The organism is Desulfobaculum xiamenense (genome assembly GCF_011927665.1).
In the GTDB taxonomy this organism is placed as follows: Bacteria; Desulfobacterota; Desulfovibrionia; order Desulfovibrionales; family Desulfovibrionaceae; genus Desulfobaculum; species Desulfobaculum xiamenense.
In genome coordinates, this window is record NZ_JAATJA010000001.1 from 52772 (window position 1) to 77568 (window position 24797).

The following is a 24797-nucleotide window of genomic DNA, read 5'->3' on the forward strand; positions in this document are numbered from 1 at the left end:
AAATGAGCAAGATTTCCAACGTTTGGGTCTTCAGTGATGCAGCTTCCCGCCTGCCCGAAGTGATCGCAGGCGCTGCCCAGCTGGGCGAGAAGGTTTCCGCCTTCGTTCTGGGTTCCCAGGCCGACGTCGCCCGCGCCTTCGCGTGTGGCGCCGACGCCGTGTACCACCTTGGCGAGGCCGATTCCTCCCGCGTGATCGAGGCGTACGCCGATTCCATGGCCGCCGTGATCGCCGAGGGCGAGAAGCCCGCTCTGGTGCTGATGCCCTCCACCCGCCGCTGCAAGGGCCTTGCTTCCCTGCTGGGCGTGCGTCTTGAGGCCGGCGTCGTGACCGAAGCCGCCGAGATCGCCATTGAGGCCGACGGCGTGCTCGCCAAGCACATGGTGTTTGGTGGCCTGGCCCTTGGCGAGGAGAAGGTGAAGTCCTCCGTGTCCATCGTTGTCGTGGGCAGCGGCGTGTTCGCTCCCGCCGCCGAGGACGCCTCCAAGACCGGCGAGGCCGTTTCCGTGGCCTTCGTCGAGCCCAAGGCTTCCGTGAAGTGCATCGAGCGCCGCGCCAAGCAGGGCAGCAGCGTCGACCTGAACAAGGCCAAGCGCGTGGTCTCCATCGGCCGCGGCATTGCCAAGCAGGAAGACATCAAGATCGCCGAGGATCTCTGCGCCGCTCTGGGCGCCGAGCTTGGCTGCTCCCGTCCCATCGCCGAAGGCGAGCAGTGGATGGAGCGCGAGCGCTACGTCGGTATCTCCGGCGTGATGCCCAAGCCCGAAGTGTACCTGGCCCTCGGCATCTCCGGCCAGATCCAGCACATGGTTGGTGTCAACGGCGCTCAGGTGATCGTTGCCGTCAACAAGGACAAGAACGCTCCGATCTTCCAGTTTGCCGACTACGGCATCGTGGGCGATCTGTACAAGGTTGTTCCGGCCCTCATCAACGCCTTCAAGGCGTAGTTTTGCCGATATAAGCCCCTCTGCGGGCCTGCCCGTCGTCCTGCCGGGCAGGCCCGCGCCTCCGGGGCTTGAAAACGAAGGGAAAAGTTTTTCGAACGCGCATTTTTTGTTCGAACGATGATGCAAGCTTCAGCATAACCAGCGGGAAGATATGCTTTTTATTGGCAGCGCGCGCAATGCTCGTTGCCATAGTCCGTATCTGGGGCAAAACGATGCCCTTTACACTATGCGGGCAGTTGGATATTCGCCGTTCTCCCAGTTTTTGATGGGGCTGGTTGCTTGCTGAGGACGCTGTTCCATCATCGTCAGCAGGGATTTTAACCTTGTTCTCGATGATGATGCAGAATTCTGACGATGCCGCCGCAGTGCGGATGTGATTCGTGACATGCTGCTACGTTTGGAACAGCAGTGGCAAGGCACAAGGTGGCATCCGGTATTTGAAGATATGGATGAAGGCCTCCCTCGGTGGAGGCTCGTGCATATGACGTTCTGCTTTCCCTGTCGCACGCAAGAGGGGAGGGGGGAGCGCCAGCCAAAGCGAGGAAGTGTTCCCGTGCGTTTCGCACATCGTCTTGTAGGCTGTGAGCAAGGAAGGAGTTGTGTATGGGTGAAATCGTATTCTCACTATTCATAGGCGGCTGCATCGCGGCCGTCGGCCTGTACCTGAATTGGGATCTGTATCGAGAGCAGAAGCGCCACGGCATCGAAGACGAGAAAATGTAAGCAGGAGAACCCGTTCATGAATATTTATACTGGTGGAGTTCTCCTCAGCATCATCGCATACATGCTAGTTGGCATCTATGCTGGTTTGAAAGTCAAGAATATCGAGGACTACTACGTTTGCGGACGACAGGCTCCGACGTTCCTGATTACGGGAACCATGTTTGCGTCCATGCTTAGCACCAATGGCTTCATGGGTGATACCGCCTACTGCTACACCGGCAACATCACCACCATGATTCTCATCAACACGCTGTGCGCCAGCGGCTACGTGCTTGGCGGCCTGTTCTTCGGTCGGTACATCCGGCGTGCGCAGGTCAACACCATGCCGTCCTACTTCTGGCAGCGCTTCAACAGCGAGCGCATCCGCCGTTTCGCGGGCATCACGACGGTCGTGTCCCTGACCGCATACCTGCTGAGCGTCATCCAGGGCACCGGCATCCTGATGGAAACCATGACCGGCTTCGATCGCGGAACCTGCCTTTTCGTGTCGTGGCTGTGCATCACCCTGTTCACCTTCTATTCCGGCTCGCGCGGCGTGATCATCACCGACACGATGATGTTCATCTTCTTCCTCGGTGCCACCCTCGTTGCCGGACCCTACGTGTTCAAGGCCGCGGGCGGCCTTGGCGACCTGATTGCCAATCTGGCCAACAATCCCGCCACCCCCGCCGGTCTTCTCGACTATCACGGCAACACGGGCGGCGGTTCGGTCATGGACATCATGCTCTATGCCATCACCATGGGCATCGTGTGGATGGTCGCCGTGGGCGTCAGCCCGTGGCAGGCCGGACGCAACCTGATGGCCAAGAACGAGCACGTCATCTTCCGTTCCGGCGTGCTGTCCGCTCTGCTGACCGTGGTGTTCCTGATCTATCTTTATCTGATCGCCGTGTGCGTCATTCCGCTCAATCCCGGCATGACCGAGCCTGAACGGGTCATCATCTGGGCGGCCTACGAGGTCACCCCCAAGATCGTCGGCGTGATCCTGCTGACGGGCATCATGGCGGCCGGACTTTCCTCCGCGTCCACCTTCCTGTCCGTGGTCAGCTTCAGCCTGTCGAGCGACGTGCTGAACCTCGACAAGCGCAAGGACGTGTCCCAGCTGTTCTTCACCCGCGTGACCGTGCTCGTCGTCGGCCTCATCGCCCTTGTGCTGGCCTACATGAACCTGTCGAGCATCCGCGTGATCACGTGGTTCGCGAGCACCATCATTGCCGCCTCGTGGGGCTATGTGGCCTTCGCCAGCGTCTGGAGCCGCAAGCTGACCGAGCGTGGCGCCTACTTCGCCATGGTCGGCGGATTCCTCGGGTACTTCGTTTCCAAGTGCCTGAAGGAGTTTGCGGGCGTGCCGTTCGTGTCCCTCTTCGACCCGTTCTTCATCGGCGTGGCCGTCAGCGTGATTTTGGGCATCCTCGGTTCCCGTGGGCAGGTCAAGACGGCGGAGGAGAGCGCCTTTCAGGAGAAGCTGCACCGCGTTCCCGCCTCCGAGGCCCTTGTCTCGGATTACCGCAAGGACAGGATGTACGGCTGGCTCATGGTCGTGGCTGGCGTGCTCGTCTCCGTGTTTCTGATCAAGTACTGGGCACTGCCGTACAACGCCCTTAACGGCTCCGGCATCGCGTCCCTGTTTTGATGTATTTCGTGTCGGGAATGACCCTCGCGGCCCCCTTACCGCGAGCGCCATTCCCGGCGGAGCGGATCTTCCGCTCATCTGGAAGTCAGTTTCGTGAACACAGAAACCATTTCTATGGCCTCGTGCCGCGTGTGAGGTAAGCATGTCCGAAGATAAGTTTGACGTTATAATTGTCGGCGCAGGTCTGGCCGGTTGTACCAGTGCCTGTCTGCTGGCGCAGGCCGGACTGGAGACGCTGGTCATCGAGCGCGGCAATTTCCCCGGCGCGAAGAACATGACCGGTGGCCGTCTCTACGCCCACAGCATTGAGCGCATCTTCCCCAACTTCGCCGAGGAAGCCCCCGTGGAGCGCTGCATCGTCCACGAGAAGATTTCCTTCATCGACGACACCAAGAGCGCCACGCTGGACTTCGCCTCTCCCGAGTCCGACGATCCGGCGAACCGCTCCTACTCCGTGCTGCGTTCCCGCTTCGACCAGTGGCTGGCGGGCAAGGCCGAGGAGGCCGGTGCCAGCATCGTTCCCGGCATCCGCGTGGATGACCTCATCGTGCGCGATGGCAAGGTCTGTGGCGTGGTCGCCGGTGGCGAAGAGATGGAGGCCGACGTGGTCATCCTCGCCGATGGCGTGAATTCCATCCTTGGCGAGAAGCTCGGCATGGTGAGCAAGGTCACCCCCCATCACTGCGCCGTGGGCGTCAAGGAAGTGATCCAGCTCTCCAAGCAGCAGATCAACGACCGCTTCGGTTGCTCCGACAAGGAAGGCGCCGCGTGGCTGTTCGCTGGTATGCCCTCCGCTGGCTACATGGGCGGCGGCTTCATCTACACCAACGAGGACAGCATTTCCCTCGGCGTGGTGTTCGGCCTGCACAACATGGCCGAGGTGGGCAAGACCGTTCCCCAGATGCTGGAGGACTTCAAGAATCATCCCACCGTCAAGCCCCTCGTCGAGGGCGGCAAGACCGTCGAGTACTCCGGTCACGTGGTGCCCGAGGGTGGTCTCTCCATGCTGCCCAAGCTGGTCGGTGACGGCGTGCTCATCGCCGGCGACGCCGCTGGCCTGTGCCTGAATGTGGGCTACACCGTGCGTGGCATGGACCTCGCCATCGCTTCCGGCGAAGCGGCTGCCAAGGCCGTCATCGCCGCCAAGGAAGCTGGCGACTACAGCGAGAAGGGCCTGGCCTCCTACAAGGCCGAGCTGGACAACAGCTTCGTCATGAAGGACCTGAACCTCTACAAGAACCTGCCGGGCTTCCTCGACAACCCCCGCATGTTCAACGACTACCCCGAGATGGTGACCGGCATCATGAGCGATCTGTTCACCATCAACGGTCCTTCCGTGCCCCTGCGCAAGAAGGTCATGCCCCATCTCAAGAAAGTTGGCTTCCTTAATCTGATTAAGGACGGCCTCAAAGGAGCGAAAGCCATATGAGCACCGTCAATGTCGATGTGAAACTGGGCGTCAACAAGTTCTTCGTTGACGAAGGCAATCCCCATATCGAACTGGTGGAGAATCCCGACCTCGCCGAATTCGCCAAGCTTGAGAAGGCCTGCCCCGCTGGCCTGTACAAGCGTGACGAGGCTGGCAACATCCACTTCGACTGTGCCGGCTGCCTTGAGTGCGGCACCTGCCGCATCCTGTGCGGCAAGACCATCCTGAAGAAGTGGGAGTACCCGCAGGGCACCATGGGCGTCGAGTACCGCTTCGGTTAATGTCGAGTTGAGCGCTCGTTCCGGGGGCTTTGCGCCTCCGGAACGAATTCGCAGGGCATGCTTCCGGCCTTGCCGGGGCGGATTGGAACGCTTTGAACGCCATTTCTCCATATACCTTGGGGGGATGGAGCGATTCCGGCTCGCCGCGAACGAAGATTTGCAAGTATGCCCTGAAAGCGAGTAGACATATACCGGCAACGTTGACGGACGTTGCCGGTATTTTTTTAGGATTGGGCTTCCGGAGGACCAACGGGAAGCCCATCCTTTTCGCACACCCTTTTCCGACAGGTTTGGCATCATGAATAGAAAGTCGCGGGATTGGCGCCACGCGCAGGCCAACCGGGAGGCGCTTTTCGCTCTCGGCATATATGGCCTGTACTTCGTGTGGTGGTACGTCTGCGCCTATGGCATGGGCGACACCGATCCCGAACAGTACACCTACCTGCTGGGGCTGCCCGCGTGGTTCTTCTACAGCTGCATTCTCGGCTATCCGCTTGTCACGATCCTGCTGTGGATCGTGGTCCGTCTCTTCTTCCGCGCCATGCCGCTGGACGACGAGCCCGGCGAGAGCCCCGAAGACGAAGTTACCGCCACTGACGGGGAGGACCGCGCATGAACGAGCATGTTCTGACCCTCATCCCCGTCGTTGTGTATCTGGCGCTGTCCTTCGCGGTCGCCTTCTGGGCGCGTAACAAGGCGGATAGCGACTCCTCGCAGGGCTTCATCGAGGACTATTTCATCGGCGGCCGCTCCATGGGCGGCTTCGTGCTGGCTATGACCATCATCGCCAGCTACACCAGCGCCAGCAGCTTCGTGGGCGGTCCGGGCGTGGCCTATCGCCTCGGCTTGAGCTGGGTGCTGCTCGCCATGATTCAGGTGCCCACCACATTTCTCACGATCGGCGTGCTCGGCAAGCGCTTCGCCATGATTTCGCGCCGCACGCGCTCCGTGACGCTCACGGACTTTCTGCGCGCCCGCTTCGAGAGCGACGCCGTGGTCATCCTGTGCTCCGTGGCGCTGCTCGTGTTCTTCATGGCGGCCATGCTGGCGCAGTTCATCGGTGGGGCGCGGCTGTTCCAGGCGGTGACCGGCTATCCCTACATCGTCGGGCTGGTGCTCTTCGGCTTTTCCGTGGTGCTTTACACGGCTGTGGGCGGTTTCCGCGCCGTGGTCGTGACGGACGCCATTCAGGGCATCGTCATGGTCATTGCGGTGGTCGTGGTGCTGGTGGCCGTGGTCAATGCCGGTGGCGGCATGGAGAAGTGCATCGCCACGCTCAAGAGCATCGACCCAGGACTCATCACCCCCACAGGGCCGAAGAACGCCGTTCCGCAGCCGTTCATCCTGTCCTTCTGGGTGCTGGTGGGCCTTGGCATTCTTGGCCTGCCCCAGACCACGCAGAAGTGCATGGCCTACCGCGATTCCCGCGCTATGCATGATGCCATGGTCGTCGGCACGCTCATCATCGGCTTCATGATCCTGTGTGCCCATCTCGCCGGAGCGCTGGGGCGGGCCGTCATCCCCGATCTTCCGGCGGGCGACCTCGCCATGCCGACGCTCATCGTGGACCTGCTGTCGCCGTTTTGGGCGGGCGTGTTCATCGCGGGACCGCTGGCGGCCATCATGTCCACCGTGGACTCCATGCTGCTGCTCGTGTCCGCGGCGATCATCAAGGACCTCTATATCCACTATCGGCTCGGCGGCGACGCGTCGCAGATGACGCCTGTAAGCCTCAAGAAGATGAGCCTCATTTCCACGGGCGTCATCGGCCTTCTGGTCTTCGTCGCGGCCATCGAGCCGCCGGACCTGCTGGTGTGGATCAACCTCTTCGCCTTCGGCGGGCTGGAGGCGGTCTTCCTGTGGCCCATCATCCTCGGCCTGTACTGGAAGCGCGCCAACGCCGCAGGAGCCGTGGCGTCCATCGTGGCGGGCGTGGGCACCTTCGTGGCGCTCACTCTCATCAAGCCCAACATGGGCGGCGTCCACGCCATCGTCCCGACAACGCTCGTCGCACTGGCGGCCTTCGTGGTCGGCGTCTACGCCGGAAATCCACCCGAACCACGCGTGACCCGGCTCTTCTGGGGAGAGTAGGGGCGATTATCATCGGGGTAGAGACTGTTGAATGCCAAGGCTTTCTCCGAAAGTTCCCCGAGAAAAGCATATGAACTGATCATACATGATGCTGCGGTAGCAGGTTGAACCCTGTGAACGTGCGCGAGTTTCGACAAAGAGTATGAACCCGCCATGATCGTTAGGAGCGTAAGAGATGCTTCTGGCGGTTGTGGCGGGTTTTTCCTTTTTTTGAGAGAATGCAGATGTCGTGGAGTGCCTTCCTTCGCGTTCGTATCTGCGTGGTTCGGGATGAAGTGTCTCCGGTGTGCCTTTTTATGATCGTAGGCATCATTTGATTGTGTATGACAAATGTTAATGATTTTTGGGATATCGGCCGGGCGGTTGCGAATTTGCCTAGCTTGGCCCGGTGCGTTTCTCGTTTGAAAGGTCTTTCTCAAGAGGCTGATGGTGTATCCAATGCGAGATAGCCTGTGTGTGGTATGTCGATGTGTCTTTGCGTGGGCTAACTTGTGCAATAGTTTGAGTTTTGACGTGTGTAGGCCTTTATTCTGAATGAACATGTTTTTCTGTGTCTGGTTGATATGGAAAACTGATCGTTTTGATCAGTTAGTGCGGATGTTTGTTTAACGGTTCAAAGTAGTCCTGTGATGACGTTTCCTGACGTGGGGCAGAGGGCTTGGTGACGACGTCTGCCCCGGGGCGGCACCCGTGAGTGTTAGGATCTCAGTATGAAAGGAGTGGTGCGATGCTTAAGAAGGTGGTATTTGCTTTTTTGTGCCTTTGTGTCCTTGTCGTATGGAGCTCTCCAACCTTTGCGCAAGATATAAGAACCACAAAGTCAGGCTATCTGGCTTCTGTTTCGGAGGCGTGGTTGGATAAGGCTGTGGAATACGCTGTTGCAAGAGACGACGTGGCTCTTCAGAAGCTTATTGATAGCAAGCTCGTCTTCGTGCTTAAAGGCGGATTGAGGGTTTATGTGGTTGATACAAAGATATTTAGTGGCATAGTGAAAATCCGTCCTGTCGGAGAGACGTTTGAGGTCTGGACATTGATAGAGGCTATTTCAAATTAGTTTCCTCTGTCGAAGGAAAACCGTCGCATCGCATTTTGCTTGCCCCCCGCACCGCCAGCTCCCGGGCGATGACGCACTGCATCGGCTCCTCGGAGCCGGTCGCGCCCTCGATGCAGGCGCCCAGCCAGCCGTTGCGAAGCTGCATCACGCTGATGTCGAATCCGGCGTTCTGCGCCAGCAGGGAGAGAACTTGACGGTGCGTCCATTGCCCTCGCGGAAGGTATGGAGCCTGTTCAGTTCCTGCATGTAGTGGGTGGCTCGCTCTTTGCCGTTCAGGGCAAGACTCTCTATTTCAAGTGACGCTATGGCATTGCGCTAGCGCCACGCTGTGATTTCGGTCGGGGCATGGGGTGCTTGATTGTGACGAACGTGGTCGATTCTCTGATTTTCATGCTCGGATGAAACGGGAACCGTAGTGGAAAAAATAAACGCCGCCAAGCCCCTTCGTGATCTCTATGCGCTTTGTGTAAGATGGTTGTTATCTACCACATCTACCAGTCTTACCCCTTCGCATGCGGCCTTCACCGTATCCTTGACTCCAGCCGCAAGGCGGCGGCCACAGCCCCGGCGGAGAACATTATTTTGGTTCAGTGATGGGCTCCTGCCGGAGGGCTAAGGCTGAGCCAGATTTCCGCCGGCCATAGGGCCACCGCGTCCAGTCTGTCACGCCTCGTCTTGTTTTTCCACTCCCGCCGGACCCGATACGCCGAGCTCGCGGTCCAAGACTCCAATCTGTATCACAAGGCCCGACATCGCTCCGGACGCTACGGCTCCGGCGGGCTTGAACGCTTTGCCAAAACGTCTTTGCGTTTGGATGACTTTTCCATTTTTTTACTGTGCCGAGGTTGTCTACAATTTTTTAAAATTGCGGGCGGGTCTTGTTCTGTGCGGAAATAACAAGATCAAGGCGTACCTGCTTCGTTGATGTAGCAGTTCTGAGATATTGGATATAATTAAAAAATATGCTAGCAAATACGCATTGGGAGGTTTTTATGCCGACTTTCGTATGTATGATGGTGATTTGTATTTTTGCGGCGCTCATTGCAGGGGTAAAAAAAAGACATGTTGTAGGCTGGTTCTTTGAAACTTTTGTGACGTGCTGCATGGCGATCCTTTTCTTGGGCGTCTATGGAGTCCTTGTAGTTGGACTTGTCCAGCTTGCCGTTCTTGCCTGTTTGCCCAAACTTTCCATCACAAAAATCGACCCAGTAAGCATGGTGATATGCACCAATTGTGGTGCCAATCTTCCAACCACGTTTAAATACTGTCCCGTATGCGAGCACAGCATGAAAGAAGTCAAGGCCAAGGCCGACGCTGTCCGCGCTCGCGAAGAATGGGAGCAAGGCCGCAGAGAGTGCCCGCACTGCGCTGAGCTCATCAAGCGCAAGGCCAAAGTCTGCTGTTTTTGCGGCAAGGCAGTAGAGCCGGAGCAGTATCCCGGTTCTGAAACGTCGCAGTTCACCTTTGAAGCATCCGCGGAATCATGAATTATTGCGCAGCCATGTGCTCGGAGGCTGTCTCGAATGATGACGAAGTGATCGCGTCCGCTGCCGAAGGTCCGCGTGTACTGATCCTTATTCAACCCAAAGCATCCAATTGTACATCTGCTAAATAAAAGCGGCGCTGACCAAACGATCCGCGCCGCTTCAATATCCCACCAAAATCAACCACCATCCCACCATCAACACTCCAACACCGTCAACGAATCACCTCCGCTCCAAGTGCCAAATCAACCGCAACCCAATGCCAATTCATCCGTGCTTACAGCTAAATTACCCCTGCCAGCACGAACACGGGGGAGTTTAAAATGTTCCACAAAATGTTCCGCACAAAAAAAGGGTTCACGGGAGATTCCCGTAAACCCTTGTATTCTCTGGAGCCAGCGCGGAGATTTGAACTCCGGACCTGCTGATTACGAAAACCGATGCAGAGTGTGCGCAGAAGTGTTTTACATTGTCGTCGTTGAGTTTCGCAGTGCCTGTATGTGTTGACTTGCCGCGTAACGGTGCGTAGCTATCCCCTATGGTGTGGGACACATGTGGGACAGAGAAGCGGGGCGTGGGACAATGAGATCGAAGCGCATTCCTACGGGCATTCCGGGTATTTGCTATCGTGAGCATGCAGAGCGCCGCCATGGGCGCTATGCTGACAGGTATTACATCCTTCGCTACCGCAGCGCTGGGCGCGTGGTCGAGGAGGGCGTGGGTTGGGCCAGCGAGGGCGCCACGCTCGAATACTGCCAGGAGCTGATGGCGAAGATCCGCCGCAACCTGCGCACGGGCGACGGTCCCCAATCCCTCGCCTTGATGCGCGAGGAGTCGGCTCGCCGTCGCGACGCCGAGCGTGCCGAGCGCGAGCAGCGCGAGTTCGCCGCGCGTGTGGCCGCCGTGACGTTCGATGATGTTTCGGCGCGCTATCTGGAGTGGGCGAAGCGCAACAAGCGCACATGGCGAGACGACGAGCGCACGCTTCGCCTTCACGTCTGTCCCGAGCTGGGGCGTTTGCGGATGTCGGATGTAACGTCGGCCCGCGTGAATGCACTCAAGGGCGTTCTGGAGGACAAGGCACCGCAGCGAGGCCGGGCCGAGCGCCTTGCCCCCGCGACGATCCTGAACGTCATTGCCCTTGTGCGCGAGGTTTTCAACTTTGCCACCGCCACGCCCTACGATTGCGACCATCCGGAGCTTCGGCTGTTCAGCGGCGAGAATCCCGCCGCGTTCAATCGTTTTTCGGTGGGCGTCTCTCTGCCGCGTGTGGACAACCGCACCCTGCGCGTGCTGTTTGAGGACGAGTTTCAGCGTCTGCAATCCGCGTCCATGGCGTACAGCATCGACCAGTATGACGCGCAGGCGATTGCGTGGCACACGGGGATGCGGCGCGAGGAGATATTGAGTCTTCGCCGGGAGCATGTGTCGCTTCTTGGTCGGTCCTTCAAGGTTCTGGACACGAAGACCGGCGCGAATCGGGTTGTGGACTGGTCCGATGAGCTTGCGCCCGTTGTCGAGCGCCGACTGGAGATGCCTGGCGATTGGCTGTTTCCCGGTCGGGATGGTTCGTATCGCAATCCCGACAGCATCACGCGGGGTTTTGCCCGTGTTGCGGAGCGCGTTGGCCTGAACGAGGGGATAGCTGACAAGCGCCTGTTCGTGACCTTCAAGACTCTCCGCGCGAGCTTCGCCGTTCGGATGCTGGCGGCGGGCATGGATTTGCGCAATCTCCAGTTGCAGATGGGCCATGCGGACATCACGACGACGTCTCGCTGCTACCTCCCGCTGGTCGAGTCCTTCAAGCGCGAGGCCGTCGCGCGTGCCGCGCAGCGGGCGAAGATTCTGGATTTCAAAGCTGCTCGTTGACATAGGCCTTCACCCGCCGCTGTTCGAGGTACTCGATGAGGAACGGCGCCGGGTACATGACGCCGATCTTGCCTTCGCCCTTGAGATGGATTCTCGGTCCCCTGTGCCGGTCCTGATCGCGCCGGACGGCAGCGGCGGAGATGATGCCTTCGAGGTATCTTTTGCCGATCTGCGCCCTGGGCACGAGCGGAGGCAGGGTGGCCAGCAGCGGTGCCAGATACGTCAGCCGCGGTGCCGGAACATTGAACACGTCAGCCCACACGTCCCCATCAAGCAGCACATTCTCATATGCCGGCAACGGCCTGTGCTCCTCGATGGCGCGCAGGCATGCGTCGAGGTATCGCCTGTTCACGCGTGTGTAGACTTCGACGCACGTTTTGGCCAATTCCTGATTCCGGTTCATGATCATCGTGTGTTCTCCTCGGCCACGCAGGCCGGTCTGTTGTATCATGAAACACTGCCTCCCGCGCCGCGCCACAGATGACGAGGGCGCGAGTGCCGGGGGCTTGTGTGGTCGCCTATTTCCCCAGGCCTCTGGCTGCCACCAGAGGCTTTTCTCTTTTCCATTGCCTTCCCACCCGCCGCGCGCGCAGACGCGCCGCGCAGGCCGCCACCACGGGCAGTGCTCCGCAGATGATGGCCAGCGCGAGGACGTCGCGCACCTCGGGCGTCACCGGGCCACCTCGGCGGGGTTGTCGGGGTGGCCGGGCGTGCGCGCGTAGCCGTCCGGGCCGATGAGCGGGCAGACCGGCGCGTCGAGGCGGACCAGCGCCGTCACCCGGTGCCCGCAGCCGCCAAGGTCCACCATCAGCCGCGCCAGTCCCTCGCTCCCGCGCACGGTGAAGTCCGCCACGCTCTCGCGGTTCTCGATGTTCAGCGTCCGCACGCGCACGCGCAGGCAGCGCCCCTCGTTCCCCGCGACCAGCGCGTCGAGGTCCTCGGCGGTGACGGTGGCGGTGCGCGGGCGGTTTTCCTCGGGCATGGCGTGTGCGCTCCCGGCTCCCGTGGTGGCGCTGGCGGTGGAAATCCCGGTGTCGATGGCGTTCATGATGTCCTCCGTGATGTGTGTGAATTTCGTGATGTGTTCGGGGTGCGCTCACCTGTCGCCCACGGGCAGCTGGCGTTCGCGCTGGTCCGGTTCCATGGCGTCCGGCTCGAAGGCGTCCAGTTCGCGGGTGATGCGCGTCCGGCGGGGCGTCTCGCGGCGCTCTCGCACGCGCCGCGCCACCTGCCGTACGCCGATGGCGGCCACCTCCAGCATGCGCCCGTCCCCGGCCGTGGCCTCGGGATGCGCGGCCATGCGCTCCATGAGGTCGAGGATGCGTGCGGCGTAGTCGTCGATGGTCGGAGGCGGATCGTGGCGCTGCATGGCAGGCTCCATGGCTGACGGTTCGCCGGTTGCGGGCGGTGGGAACGTTCCCGGCCGCCCGCGCGCCGGACCGCGCCGGAAGGCGCGTCGCGGCCTGACCCACGGCCGCGCTGGCCTGCAAGGAGGGAGAGAAGGGAAGGGGGATGCAAGGGAACATGGGCGCTGCCCGGCGTGGTTGCCCTGCGAAATTTCGCAGGCCGTCGCGGCCGGGCCTAGGCCTCGGACGTGTGGTCGTCCTCGCGCCGGGCGCGTTCCAGCCGTCGCTCCAGCCAGCCCTTTTGCGGACCGGGCCGTTCGGGGCTGGGCAGCGGCAGCAGGTCCGCAGGCACGCCGATGGCGGCGAGGGTCTCGATGTGTCGGCGGGGGCAGGCGCCGCGCAGGATGATCTGCGACACCCGCGAAGGGCTGACGTGCAGCCGCCGCGCCAGCGCGCGGCCGTCATAGCCGTGTTCGCGCAGCCAGCGCCGCAGCAGAAATGCCCGGAATTGTTGGTCTTGACCGTGTGGTGCGGTTTGATTAATCATTGATCGAACTCTCCATTGCGTTCCGGATGCGTGGCGTCGCGTGCGGTGAGGCCATATCCGGCTTGAATGTTTACCGATCTGTTGGAGAGCAGAATTAAGAGAAATTTCACACGGTTTCAAGTTAAATTTTACACAAACTCCGCAGGTTTTGTCATGGATTGGTCCGAACAGTTTGAATTTATTAAGGATAAAATTTCAGGACATCTTGCGGAAAATGGCACGGCGTATAGCCTGAACCGCGCGGCGACCTACCTCGGCGTCGGGGTGGGCAAGGTCCGCGCGTGGGCGGGCGGCCAGCGTCCCAGCGCGGACGATCTGGAGATCATCGGGCGCAGGCTTGGCCTTTCGGCGCGGTGGCTTCTGTATCGGGAGGGCGAGGCGCAGGCCCGGCCGGAGGACGTGCTCGCGGATGGCGGGCAGCCCGCCGCGCCGCAGCCCGACGCGCTGGTGCAGCGTATGGAGACGCTGGACCGTCTGCTCCGTGCGGCCAACGCGCCGGACGAGGTGATCTGCGCGGCGCTCACGAAGCTGGTCGCCTCGGCGGACGCCGACGCCGCGCCCCACCCCGACCTCGCGCAGTCCGCCAACGACTGATTCTTGTCCACGGCGGCGGATCGTGCGGGGGGAGGGGGGCGGCACACCTAAAGGTTCATCGCCCCGACGGCAGCGTCGGGGATTATTTTTGGCCGAGTGAATAGACGAGGCAATACAGAATTTGCGCATATGTTGCGCGCGCCGATGTTTGCGGCGAGAACCATTCATCCTCATCACGGACAGACCGCATGCCCACATTCAAGACGCTTTCGGTCGCCATCGCCCTTGCGGCGCTGCTGCTTTTCCCCTGCGTTCAAGGCCGCGCCACCCAAAGCCCGGCGACGCCGCACGGCGCACTCCACCCCGCGCCATCCGCGCCCCCTTCAGCGCAGCAGGACCTCACTGCGCGCACGGCGGAACTCAAGGCCGAACTCGACGCCCTCGAACAACGCCTGAACGAGCTACCGCGCAAGCTCGACGGCAGCTGGAGCACCCAGCTGGAGCAGAGCGGGAAGATGGTGGAGGCTATTCTTGCAAATGAGGGTAACCGCCTCAATCTGATGCTCGTCATACTCGGCATCCTGGGCCTCATTGCCACTGGTGGGGGCGTCTTCACGTATATGCGGTTTTGCGCGCTCAAGGCGCAGATGAAGAACGAAGTGGAAGGTGCCAGGCAGCATTGCAGCGAGGTCAAGTCTTCGAGTGATGAGGCAATGCGCATTGCTCACGTTGCGCAGAAGACGCTTGTCCAGATCAACGCCGCATGCATGCGTGCGGCCAAAGCGGCGCAAGACGCGTGCTCCCTTTGCGACAATGCGCGCAATAGCTCACAGAAAATTGATGAACTGCTTGCCGGTGCCACAGATGCGCAAAAAAAGCTCGACCTCACCCCAAAGGACAAGGCCGAAGCGAAAGCCATCGCCTGTGACGAATCCCAACCGCTTGTCGTTCGTCTCAAGGCGCGGGCCATCCTGTCGGAGGAAACGCAGGACTGGGCAAACGCTAGCCGGTTGTGGAGCCTTGTCGTGCAGGAGTTGCCGCTCAATGCACCGGCCAGACATCGCTTGGTGTATTGCTTGGGCATGCGGTTGAAAAGCCAGAACGATCCTTCTGAACGGCCCGACATTGTGAACAGGATGATTGACCAGAGCCAGTTCTTGATCGAGTTGTCGGATGCGAAGCATGTGGCCTACTCCAACTGGGGTGCCGCCCTTGCGGAGTTGGCCAAGCTCTCCACAGACAAGAATGAGCAGGCCAAGCGCTTGGCCCTTGCCTGCGAGAAATGCGAGGCTGCAACGACGCACCGCCCGAACTTTGCCGAGGCCTTTTCCAACTGGGGCCTTGCCCTCGCGAACTGGGCCATAGTCTCCCCGGCCGAAGAACAGGCCGAACGCTTCGCCTTGGCCTGTGAGAAATACAAGGCCGCGACGACGCACCGCCCGGACTCTGCCGAGGCCTTTTTCAACTGGGGCCTTGCCCTCACGGACTGGGCCATGGTCTCCACGGGCAAGGAACAGGCCGAACGCTTCGCTCTGGCCTGTGAGAAATACAAGACCGCAACGACGCACCGTCCGAACTTTGCCGAGGCCTTTTCCAACTGGGGTGCTACCCTCTCGGACTGGGCCAAGCTCTCCACGGGCACGGAACAGACCGAACGCTTCAAGTCGGCCTGTGAGAAATACGCGGCTGCGACGACGCACCGTCCGAACTATGCCACGGCCTATTTCAACTGGGGCAACGCCCTCATGGACTGGGCCAAGCTCTCCACAGACAAGAATGAGCAGACCGAACGCTTCAAGTCGGCCTGTGGAAAATTCAAGGAGGCAACGACGCACCGCCCGGACTTTGCCGAGGCCTTTTCCAACTGGGGTACTACCCTCGCGGACTGGGCCAAGCTCTCCACGGGCAAGGAGCAGGCCGAACGCTTCGCTCTGGCCTGTAAGAAATACGAGACCGCAACGCGCCTCCTGTCCAACTTCGCCGAGGCCTTTTTCAACTGGGGTGCCGCCCTCGCGAACTGGGCCACAGTCTCCCCGGCCGAAAAACAGGCCGAACGCTTCGCCTTGGCCTGTGAGAAATACAAGGCCGCGACGACGCACCGCCCGAACTGTGCCGAGGCCTTTTCCAACTGGGGCAACGCCCTCGCGAACTGGGCCAAGCTCTCCACGATCGAGGAGGAGCGCCAGCGCCTGTTTGACGAAGTAGAGCAGAGGCTTGCGCAGGCCGAAGCCATTACCCCCGGCATGGGTGCCTACAATCGGGCCTGCGTGGCCGCCATGCGTGGGCAGGGCGAGGACTGCCGCCGCTGGCTCGAACGCAACTTCGAGCTGAAGGCCACTCCCCCAGCCGAGCGCCTCGCCACGGATTCCGACCTCGACTCCGTGCGCGGCGAGCAGTGGTTCAAGGACCTCGTGGCAAAGCGCCGCCGCATCGAGGGCGCAGATAACGAAAACATTGGAGAAAAGCAGTCGTGACGCGCATCCGCACGCTAACAGTGGCCCTGATCCTGATGGCGATGGCATTCGCTGCCCTCTCGTATGCGGCGGACCGTGCACGCGCCTTTCCGCCTCGTCCCCTGCCCGACGAGCTAGCGCGTACTCAGGCGGAGGTGAACGACAGACTGCAGAGGCTGGAAGAACGCGTCCGAGGTCTCTCGGAACAGCGAAAGGACGCGCAGACCGTGCAGGACGAACAAGGCCGAATGGCCAACCGGATTGCGCGGCTGGAGGAGCAACTGGGCACCCTGCGGGACAGGCTCAGCCACACGCAGGACTATTCCGACGACGACGTCATCCGCTGGGCGCAGTCCACCACGAATCACGCGGAATCGCTGATTTCGAACGTAAGCCTTGTCGTGAGCATCGGCGGTGTTCTGGCGGCTCTGCTTGCTGTCGCATTCTTTTGCGGGTTCAAGGAGCAGTCCAAAACACAACTGGATGCCGCCAAAAACGAATGGAATGCCGCCATGACCGGCATCAACACACAGTTTGGCCAGATGCGTCGTGACTTCGAGAAACTAAGCAGTACGGCGCGAGAGGAGCAGGAGGCCCTGCGTAGGAGTAGCGAGAAGGACGTCAAGCGCATTGAGGGATTGCTGAAGGAGGCGAAACAGAATGCGGACATCATAGGCGAACTCGCCCGCAACACCTCACCCGAAAACATCGTGTGGAACGACGTGCGCAGGGAAGAGGTGGACGCCGTCGCCGCAGACGAATCTGCGCCCTTCATCAAACGCCTCACAGCCAAGGCTCTGCAGGCCGAATCCTGCAAGGACTGGGCCGCCGCCCTCGTCCGCTGGGAGACCCTTGCCGCCGAAACCCCGGACGACCCCAACGCCCACTTCCGTCTTGCCTACTGCGCCCAGGAGATGGTCAAGGCAGAGCCGACACACGCCGCGCAGTGGCTCGCCAAGGCCGCCACGCATTACGAGCGCGTCACGGATATCGACGAACAATGCGCCCCGGCTTTCAACAACTGGGGCCTCGCCCTCGCGGACTGGGCCACGCTCTCCACGGGCAAGGAGCAGGCCGAACGCTTCAAGTCGGCCTGTGAGAAATACGAGACCGCAACGCGCCTCCGGTCCGACTGTGCCGAGGCCTTTAACAACTGGGGTGCTGCCCTCACGGAGTTGGCCAAGCTCTCCACGGGCAAGGAGCAGGCCGAACGCTTCAAGTCGGCCTGTGAGAAATACGAGGCCGCGACGACGCATCGCCCGGACTATGCCGAGGCCTTTTACAACTGGGGCAACGCCCTCGCGAACTGGGCCGAGCTCTCCACGGGCAAGGAGCAGGCCGAACGCTTTGCCTTGGCCTGCGAGAAATGCGAGGCTGCAACGCGCCTCCGGTCCGACTTTGCCGATGCCTTTTCAAACTGGGGCAACGCCCTCATGGAGTGGGCCAGGCTCTCCACGGGCAAGGAGCAGACCGAACGCTTCAAGTCGGCCTGTGAGAAATACGAGGCCGCGACGACACACCGCCCGAACTGTGCCGAGGCCTTTTCCAACTGGGGTGCTACCCTCGCGGAGTGGGCCAAGCTCTCCACGGGCAAGGAGCAGACCGAACGCTTCAAGTCGGCCTGTGAGAAATACGAGGCCGCGACGACACTCCGCCCGAACTGTGCCGAGGCCTTTTCAAACTGGGGCAACGCCCTCATGGAGTGGGCCAAGCTCTCCACGGGCAAGGAGCAGGCCGAAAGCTTCAAGTCGGCCTGTGAGAAATACGAGGCCGCGACGACGCATCGCCCGGACTATGCCGAGGCCTTTTTCAACTGGGGCGCTACCCTCGCGGAGTGGGCCAAGCTCTCCCCGGCCGAAAAACAGGCCGAATACTTCGCCCTGGCCTGCGAGAAATACGAGACCGCGACGCGCCTCCGGCCCGACTATGCCGAGGCCTATTTCAACTGGGGCAACGCCCTCATGACCTGGGCCACGGTCTCCCCGGCCGAAGAACAGGCCGAACGCTTGGCCTTGGCCTGTGAGAAAAACGAGACCGCGACGACGCACCGCCCGAACTATGCCGAGGCCTTTTGCAACTGGGGCGACGCCCTCTCGGACTGGGCCAAGCTCTCCCCGGCCGAAAAACAGGCCGAACGCTTCGCCTTGGCCTGTGAGAAATACGAGACCGCAACGACGCATCGCCCCGACTTAGCCGAGGCCTTCAACAACTGGGGCGCCGCCCTCGCGGACTGGGCCATGGTCTCCCCGGCCGAAGAACAGGCCGAACGCTTCGCCTTGGCCTGTGAGAAATACAAGACCGCAACGACGCACCGCCCGGACTATGCCAAGGCCTTTTCCAACTGGGGCAACGCCCTCATGACCTGGGCCACGGTCTCCCCGGCCGAAGAACAGGCCGAACGCTTTGCCTTGGCCTGCGAGAAATGCGAGGCTGCTACGACGCACCGCCCGAACTATGCCGAGGCCTTTTCCAACTGGGGCGCGGCCCTCACGGAGTGGGCCAAGCTCTCCACGGGCAAGGAGCAGGCCGAACGCTTCAAGTCGGCCTGTGAGAAATACGAGGCCGCAACGACGCACCGCCCGGACTATGCCGATGCTTTTTTCAACTGGGGTGCTGCCCTCGCGAACTGGGCCAAGCTCTCCACGGGCAAGGAGCAGGCCGAACGCTTCGCCTTGGCCTGTGAGCAATACGAGGCCGCGACAACGCACCGCCCGAACGATGCCGAGGCCTTCAACAACTGGGGCCTCGCCCTCGCGGACTGGGCCACAGTCTCCCCGGCCGAAAAAAAGACCGAACGCTTGGCCTTGGCCTGTGAGAAATACGAGGCCGCAACAACGCACCGCCCGAACTATGCCGATGCCTTTTTCAACTGGGGTGCCGCCCTCGCGGAGTGGGCCAAGCTCTCCACGGGCAAGGACCAGACCGAACGCTTCAAGTCGGCTTGTGAGAAAGACGAGACTGCAACGCGCCTCCGGCCCGACGATGCCAAGGCCTTCAACAACTGGGGCCTTGCCCTCGCGAACTGGGCCACAGTCTCCACAGACAAGAATGAGCAGGCCGAACGCTTCGCCTTGGCCTGTGAGAAATACGAGGCCGCGACGACGCACCGCCCGGACTGTGCCGAGGCCTTTTCCAACTGGGGCAACACCCTCATGTGCTGGGCCATGGTCTCCCCCGCCGGGAAGGAGCGCCAGCGCCTGTTTGACGAAGCAGAGCAGAGGCTTGCGCAGGCCGAAGCCATTACCCCCGGCATGGGCGCCTACAATCTGGCCTGCGTGGCCGCCCTGCGTGGGCACGGCGAGGACTGCCGCCGCTGGCTTGAACGCAACTTCGATCTGAACGCCACGCCCACAGCCGAGCACCTCGCCACGAATTCCGTGTTCAATTCCGTGCGCGGCGAGCAGTGGTTCAAGGACCTCGTGGCAAAGCGCCGCCGCATCGAGGCCGGCCACGGCGAAACCGTCTCCTTTCCGGACACGCCCGATGCCAACTGACACCACCCCCATGCTCACTGTCGAGTTTTAGATGGAGTCTCCCTCATGACCAATGGCTATGATCAGGATACGGCGAGTGAAATCGAACATCTTAGGCAATGGGAACTGGAGCTGTTCAAGTCCGCGATAACGGCAGGGCAGGGTGCCAGCCGGGCGATTCTTCTGCTGAGCGGTGGCGGTGCGGCGGCAATGTTGGCGTTCATGGGGCCGCTGTTCCGGGGCAACGCAACACACGCGTCATTCAGCGTCAACCTGTGTCTCCCCTTGGGGTTCTTCGTGGCAAGCGCCCTTTGCGCTACCGCCAATGCCGGCCTGATGTGGGTCTGTCAGGCGTACTTTCGTGCGACACAGCAGACCAGTCATAAATTGTATATGCAGTATATCCGCTCGAACCGAAACGGTGAGAGACTCGATGCGTATCTGGCGCATGAACGGACCCGATGCACAAAGGAAAGGCGAGTGCTGTGGGTCACGGCATTCTTCTGGCTCTGCAGCTTCTGCCTCTTCGGAGCTGGCGCATACTTCGCAGGGCAGGCTATTCGCGCACAGGAAGCCCAACGGGTCACCTCCCAACGCCATGTCATCCATATCGCCCCCTCGATGCACGACCACCTCGCCCACGCCAAGCACAACTGCGCCTGACAGGTGCACGGCCATTTCCCGTGGCCCATCAGCCCCACCCCCACACCGCACACAAAAGGCCCCCCGCGCACACCTGCGCCGGGGGCCTTCATCTTCCAGAAAAACATTCGCCTTCTACCCCTCCAGCACCACCAGCGCGCGGACGATGACGTCCTGCATCGGCTCCTCGGAGCCGTTCACGCCCTCGATGCAGGCGTCCAGCCAGCCGGCGCGAAGCTGCGTCATGTCGATGTCGAATCCGGCGTTCTGCGCCAGCAGGGAGAGGAAAGAGCGGCAGGTGCGCCCGTTGCCCTCGCGGAAGGGGTGGAGCATGTTCAGCTCCAGCATGTAGTGGGCGGCGCGTTTGGCGAAGTCCTCGGGGGCGAGGCCTTGCAGGTGGTTCTCGCGGGCCAGTTGTGCCAGCAGGGCCGTGACGCAGCCGTGGATGCAGCGGGGATTGGCGAAGGGCGTCGAGCCTTTGCTGATGGGGATGTTGCGTTCCTCGCCCGCCCAGTCGTACACGTCCTGAAACAGGTGGCGGTGCAGCGCCTTGAGGTGGGGATAGTCGAAGCCGCCTTCGGGCAGGTCCTGTATCTGGCGCAGGGCAGTGGAAAGGCGCTCGAACTTGTCGAGCGCCTCTTGCGTCGTGTGATTGGCCTTGTTTTTCAGGACCGGGGAGTCGGCGTAGGTGTAGGCGTCGTCAAGCGAGTAGCGCGTTATCATAGTTCGGGAAACGCTCCCTCAGTCTGTCCGCCAGTTGCGTGTCGGAGCACTCCTCGCGGATGCACTCCTCGAAGACGGCGCGCTCCTCGTCGGTCAGGGCAAGGCCTTCGATTTCCAGCGAGGCCATGGCATTGCGCAAGCGCCACGTCATGATCTCTGTCCGGGTTCTGGGCCGTTTGATCGTGGTGATCGTCGTTGTCATCCTGATCTTCATGCCTGCATGATACGCAAACCGCAGCAGAAAGGCAAACGTCCCGCCTCACGTCGTCCCCCCTTCGCGGCGTCCCGTCCACTGCTGCCGCTGCCAACTGTCGTAGCCGTCGCGCTCGCTCCACAGGGTCACGTGCAGTTCGGCGTTGAGCGTCCCGCCGGAGTCGGCGCGCTCGACGGCCTCGGCGTAGGTGTAGCGGTTGCCCAGCATGGCGCTGGCGGCGGCCTGTGCCTGCACGCCGTCGAATGCGCTCGCGCCCGCGCCGCTGTCGCAGCGCACGCACACGCGCACGCGCCGCGTCCCGGCGGGCAGGGCGAGGGTCAGCGTGCGCGGTTGCCACGTCCCGGCGGGGACGGACACCGCCGCAGCGGCCAACTGCGCCAGTTCGGACCCGTCGGCGGCGAGGGCGGCCACGGCCACGGTCCCGGCGCTCGCGCCGTCGTCCGCCGCCTGCCGCCACGCCACGCCGACCTCCGCCAGCCCGGCGTCCACGGCGGCGAGGCGCACCCCGGCCCCGGCCAGTTCCACGTCCTGATGCATCGCCGCCCCGGCCGCCAGCGCGAAGCACGCGTCGCCCTCGGCTGGCGCAGGGTTCGCGCTGCGCACCTCCACCGCTCCCGCGTCCACGCTCCAGCCGGACAGGTTCCCGGCCTCGGCGTTGCCGTTGACCACGGGCAGCGCCCAGGCCTCGCCCTCCACGCGCCTGCGCAGCGCGCCGCCGTCGCCGTGTATCTCCAGCACGTAGCGCGTGCCCGGCTCGGGTCCGATGTCCCCGGCGTCCTGCGGCACGGGCGTGGCGGTCTGCTGCATGCGGTCGCGGTGCGCCCAGCTCACGGTCAGTTCGCCGGTGATGGTCGCGGGATGCGCCTGATCGCAGATGCGCAGGCGTCCCGGCGGCAGGGGCCGCGCCGCGCGGGCGTTCATGGCCAGTGCGTCCACCGGGGCGCTGGCCGCGTCGAGGCGTCCGTGCCCGGTCAGCGGCAGGCACCGCGCCTCGATTTCCTCCCCGGCGGTCCACTCGCGGCTGACCACGCCGTCCCCGCCGTCGGCCACGGGCACCCACAGGCGCGCCCCCGGCTCGTGCGGCTGCGGCACGGTGTCGATGACGCCCCGGTGCACCCGTGCGCCCTCGGCCGTCAGCTCCAGCAGCTCCACGATCTCGCCGTCCAGATAGGCGAGGCACGGCAGGTCCAGCGCGTCGGCGTCCAGCGCCCCGGCCAGCGGCAGCACGGCGTCCACAACGCCCACGGCCTCGGTCAGGCTGTCCGTCTCCGCGAAGGTGCCATGCCCGGCAGCCTCGAATTCCATGCCCGCCGCCCGTGCCTCGATGGCGTAGCCCGTGGCGTCGCCGGTGGGGCGTCTGGCCAGCGCCAGCAGATAGCCCGCCTCGGGGTCCAGTTCCTCGGCCTTGGCCAGCACGGCCAGCCACTGCTCGCTGGCCACGCGGCGCACGATCTCGTAGTAGGGCAGTTCCACCAGCAACCGCTCCGGCGCGGCCTGCGGCGGGGACACGGGGTCCGCCCAGCCCGAGACCTGCGCGCCGTAGACGGCGCTGGTGGCCGCGAACACGTCCTGCACCACGCGCAGGCGCACCTCGCCCGAACGCAGGCGGCCATGGGTGCTCTCCACCACGCGCACCACCATGCGCTCGACGCCAAGCAGCGGCCAGCGCAGCGCGAACACGTCGCCCTGGCGCAGGGTGGCCAGCGCCTCGCCGCCGGTGACGGTGGCCTGAGCCAGCATGGACACGGCCTGCCGTAGCTCGCGCGATGCCACGCGCGCGGCCAGTTCCGGGTCCGTGATGAAGGGGAAGGACAGGTCCATGGGTTCGCCGCGCCCCTGCATGGCCTCGGCCGCGATGTCGTGGGCGGTCACCGTGGCGGTCTTGCCCAGTTCGCGCTCCGTGTAGGACAGCGTGGCCCGCGTGGGCACGCCGCCCCACGCCGGGCGCGAGAAGTCGGTCACGCTCTCGATGGTTTCCGGCCCGTACTCGGGCAGGGTGTCGGGGTCGTAGTCGTCGCGCACGAGCACCAACTGCTGGCGTCCGGACGCGTCCTCGCGCAGGGTGGCGTCGATGTGGCGCAGCACCTCGTCCACGAATCCGGCCACCGAGCCGTTCCCGTCCCACAGGCAGGACAGGCCGAAGCCCTCGGCGGTCAGTGCGTCGGCGGCGGCCGTGAAGCTCGCGTCGTCGATCTGCTCCGGCCAGAAGCCCCGGCCCCACACGCGGTCGGTCAGGCACTCGCGGATGATGTGGGCGGGGTTGGCGTCGCCGTGCTGGCCGATGGCGGCGCGGGCGGCATACCACCCGCGCGGGATGCGCTCCACCTCCACCCACCACGGCTTGATGTAGCTCGACATGGCGGAAAGCCACGGCGCGCGCAGAATGAGCGCAGCCACGCCGCGAAAGGCGGGCACCGGGCCGAGGGTCGCGGGCAGGGGCTGGCTGTCGCTTGCGCCCCACGCCCGCGCCAGCGCGCGCACCGCCTCCGGAACTTCGGCAGGGGGCTTGCCCACGCAGTCGGCGGGCACGGTCCCGCACCACGCCTGCAAATAGTCGTTTGGCGGCTGGTCCGCCGTGCCGGTCGCCACGTCCACGTCTCCCACCACGCCGCCTTCGCGCTCCTCGCCGCCCAGCAGGTCCGGGGCGTCGATATGGACGCGCCCGGCACCGCTGCGCCCCTGCCACGCCACGCGCTCGCCCACGATGATGCGCGTCACCGCGTCGATGACGCCGTGGCACAGCACCATGTGCATGCCAAGGCCGTACCAGTACCCTGCGGTGTAGGTGGTGGAGCCACCGCCGCCTTTTCCGCCGCCGCCCATCTAGTTCCCCTCCCGTGGAAGTTGCCGCGCGCACCACGCGCGCCACGCCGTCAGCCAGCGCTCCCGAGCCTCGGCCATGGCCGCGTGCGCCACGGCGACGGCCATGGCGTCACCATCGGCGAGGAAGTCCGCCGCCGTGCGCCCGTGCTCGCGAAAGTCCGCCCAGCCCCAGCCCCGCGCCGCGAAAAACGCCCGCACCCCGCGCATGCAGTAGCGCATGTGTCGCATGTGCCGCAGCGTGACCTGCACGTCCTCGGGCCGTGGGGCGGCGTCCGGCCTGTTGCTCATGCTCATGTCTTCCTCCTGATGGCCTTGGTCTTGAGGTCGCCGAACCAGACCACCGAGGGCGAGGTGATGATCACCCGTCCGAACACCACGGGGACGCTTCGGCCTTCCTCGGCCACGGGGATGTCGAGATCCGCGATGCCCGCAGCCTTGGCGTTTTGCACGTTCGGCTTGGGCGGCTTGGGCCGCGCCACGTAGCTGATGACGGACAGCGCCGCCATCGCGATCCATTCCCACATGCGGACC

23 protein-coding genes are annotated in these 24797 nt (G+C 62.9%); 13 read left to right on the forward strand and 10 right to left on the reverse strand.

Annotated elements, in window-relative coordinates; translation table 11 throughout:
• The first annotated feature begins 2 nt into the window (after nucleotides 1-2).
• The 7 genes from GGQ74_RS00230 (at nucleotide 3) to GGQ74_RS00260 (ending at nucleotide 8158) form a co-directional block, all read left to right on the forward strand.
• The gene (locus GGQ74_RS00230) at nucleotides 3-947 is read left to right on the forward strand and encodes an FAD-binding protein (protein WP_167939545.1); all 945 of its coding nucleotides are present in this window, start codon (nucleotides 3-5) and stop codon (nucleotides 945-947) included.
• Between the two features lie 739 nt (nucleotides 948-1686).
• On the forward strand, nucleotides 1687-3303 hold the full coding sequence (locus tag GGQ74_RS00235; protein ID WP_167939546.1) for a sodium:solute symporter family protein: 1617 nt from the start codon (nucleotides 1687-1689) through the stop codon (nucleotides 3301-3303).
• 142 nt (nucleotides 3304-3445) lie between these two features.
• Nucleotides 3446-4732: an FAD-dependent oxidoreductase gene (locus GGQ74_RS00240; protein WP_167939547.1), complete on the forward strand. Its 1287-nt coding sequence runs from the start codon at nucleotides 3446-3448 to the stop codon at nucleotides 4730-4732.
• On the forward strand, nucleotides 4729-5013 hold the full coding sequence (locus tag GGQ74_RS00245) for a 4Fe-4S dicluster domain-containing protein (RefSeq protein WP_167939548.1): 285 nt from the start codon (nucleotides 4729-4731) through the stop codon (nucleotides 5011-5013). Before GGQ74_RS00240 ends, GGQ74_RS00245 begins: the two co-directional genes overlap by 4 nt.
• 298 nt (nucleotides 5014-5311) lie before the next feature.
• Nucleotides 5312-5629, forward strand: a complete 318-nt coding sequence (locus GGQ74_RS00250) for a YhdT family protein (RefSeq protein WP_167939549.1) — start codon at nucleotides 5312-5314, stop codon at nucleotides 5627-5629.
• A complete protein-coding gene (gene panF, locus GGQ74_RS00255; RefSeq protein ID WP_167939550.1) occupies nucleotides 5626-7104 on the forward strand; it encodes a sodium/pantothenate symporter in 1479 nt (492 codons plus the stop codon). The genes GGQ74_RS00250 and panF overlap by 4 nt, the downstream gene beginning before the upstream one ends.
• Nucleotides 7105-7831: 727 nt before the next feature.
• Entirely contained in the window at nucleotides 7832-8158 is a 327-nt protein-coding gene (locus tag GGQ74_RS00260) for a hypothetical protein (RefSeq protein ID WP_167939551.1), read from the forward strand.
• Nucleotides 8159-8302: 144 nt separating this feature from the next.
• On the opposite strand, the gene GGQ74_RS16550 is transcribed toward GGQ74_RS00260, so the two are convergent.
• A complete protein-coding gene (locus GGQ74_RS16550; RefSeq protein WP_167939552.1) occupies nucleotides 8303-8404 on the reverse strand; it encodes a Fic family protein in 102 nt (33 codons plus the stop codon).
• A 746-nt stretch (nucleotides 8405-9150) separates the two neighbouring features.
• On the opposite strand from GGQ74_RS16550, the gene GGQ74_RS00270 reads away from it, so the two are divergent.
• Together GGQ74_RS00270 and GGQ74_RS00275 are read left to right on the forward strand one after the other, a co-directional pair.
• Nucleotides 9151-9645: a double zinc ribbon domain-containing protein gene (locus GGQ74_RS00270; protein ID WP_167939553.1), complete on the forward strand. Its 495-nt coding sequence runs from the start codon at nucleotides 9151-9153 to the stop codon at nucleotides 9643-9645.
• A 579-nt stretch (nucleotides 9646-10224) separates the two neighbouring features.
• On the forward strand, nucleotides 10225-11511 hold the full coding sequence (locus tag GGQ74_RS00275) for a tyrosine-type recombinase/integrase (protein ID WP_167939554.1): 1287 nt from the start codon (nucleotides 10225-10227) through the stop codon (nucleotides 11509-11511).
• Here the strand turns inward: GGQ74_RS00275 and GGQ74_RS00280 are convergent.
• From GGQ74_RS00280 to GGQ74_RS00295, 4 genes are all read right to left on the reverse strand, one after another.
• Complete coding sequence (locus GGQ74_RS00280; RefSeq protein ID WP_167939555.1) at nucleotides 11495-11962, reverse strand: hypothetical protein; 468 nt, start codon at nucleotides 11960-11962, stop codon at nucleotides 11495-11497. The two genes, GGQ74_RS00275 and GGQ74_RS00280, sit on opposite strands and share 17 nt — an antisense overlap.
• Nucleotides 11963-12181: 219 nt before the next feature.
• Complete coding sequence (locus GGQ74_RS00285; protein WP_167939556.1) at nucleotides 12182-12559, reverse strand: hypothetical protein; 378 nt, start codon at nucleotides 12557-12559, stop codon at nucleotides 12182-12184.
• A gap of 48 nt (nucleotides 12560-12607) precedes the next feature.
• Nucleotides 12608-12880 (reverse strand): hypothetical protein, encoded by a 273-nt coding sequence (locus GGQ74_RS00290; protein WP_167939557.1) that lies wholly within the window; start codon nucleotides 12878-12880, stop codon nucleotides 12608-12610.
• A 212-nt stretch (nucleotides 12881-13092) separates the two neighbouring features.
• Nucleotides 13093-13404, reverse strand: a complete 312-nt coding sequence (locus GGQ74_RS00295) for a helix-turn-helix domain-containing protein (RefSeq protein WP_167939558.1) — start codon at nucleotides 13402-13404, stop codon at nucleotides 13093-13095.
• A gap of 153 nt (nucleotides 13405-13557) precedes the next feature.
• On the opposite strand from GGQ74_RS00295, the gene GGQ74_RS00300 reads away from it, so the two are divergent.
• The 4 genes from GGQ74_RS00300 (at nucleotide 13558) to GGQ74_RS00315 (ending at nucleotide 20527) form a co-directional block, all read left to right on the forward strand.
• Nucleotides 13558-13998 (forward strand): XRE family transcriptional regulator, encoded by a 441-nt coding sequence (locus GGQ74_RS00300; protein ID WP_167939559.1) that lies wholly within the window; start codon nucleotides 13558-13560, stop codon nucleotides 13996-13998.
• 188 nt (nucleotides 13999-14186) lie between these two features.
• Nucleotides 14187-16412, forward strand: coding sequence for a TPR end-of-group domain-containing protein (locus tag GGQ74_RS00305; protein WP_167939560.1), 2226 nt, complete (start codon nucleotides 14187-14189; stop codon nucleotides 16410-16412).
• Nucleotides 16413-16639: 227 nt separating this feature from the next.
• Nucleotides 16640-19885 (forward strand): tetratricopeptide repeat protein, encoded by a 3246-nt coding sequence (locus tag GGQ74_RS00310; RefSeq protein WP_167939561.1) that lies wholly within the window; start codon nucleotides 16640-16642, stop codon nucleotides 19883-19885.
• A 45-nt stretch (nucleotides 19886-19930) separates the two neighbouring features.
• Nucleotides 19931-20527, forward strand: coding sequence for a hypothetical protein (locus tag GGQ74_RS00315; RefSeq protein WP_167939562.1), 597 nt, complete (start codon nucleotides 19931-19933; stop codon nucleotides 20525-20527).
• Between the two features lie 114 nt (nucleotides 20528-20641).
• On the opposite strand, the gene GGQ74_RS00320 is transcribed toward GGQ74_RS00315, so the two are convergent.
• The 5 genes from GGQ74_RS00320 to GGQ74_RS00340 form a co-directional block, all read right to left on the reverse strand.
• Nucleotides 20642-21229, reverse strand: a complete 588-nt coding sequence (locus tag GGQ74_RS00320; RefSeq protein ID WP_167939563.1) for a Fic/DOC family protein — start codon at nucleotides 21227-21229, stop codon at nucleotides 20642-20644.
• Nucleotides 21207-21380: an antitoxin VbhA family protein gene (locus tag GGQ74_RS00325; RefSeq protein WP_167939564.1), complete on the reverse strand. Its 174-nt coding sequence runs from the start codon at nucleotides 21378-21380 to the stop codon at nucleotides 21207-21209. The genes GGQ74_RS00320 and GGQ74_RS00325 overlap by 23 nt, the downstream gene beginning before the upstream one ends.
• Nucleotides 21381-21488: 108 nt before the next feature.
• Nucleotides 21489-24266 (reverse strand): phage tail protein, encoded by a 2778-nt coding sequence (locus GGQ74_RS00330; protein WP_167939565.1) that lies wholly within the window; start codon nucleotides 24264-24266, stop codon nucleotides 21489-21491.
• Nucleotides 24267-24560: a hypothetical protein gene (locus GGQ74_RS00335; RefSeq protein WP_167939499.1), complete on the reverse strand. Its 294-nt coding sequence runs from the start codon at nucleotides 24558-24560 to the stop codon at nucleotides 24267-24269.
• On the reverse strand, nucleotides 24557-24790 hold the full coding sequence (locus GGQ74_RS00340; RefSeq protein WP_167939566.1) for a hypothetical protein: 234 nt from the start codon (nucleotides 24788-24790) through the stop codon (nucleotides 24557-24559). The genes GGQ74_RS00335 and GGQ74_RS00340 overlap by 4 nt, the downstream gene beginning before the upstream one ends.
• Nucleotides 24791-24797: the final 7 nt, after the last annotated feature.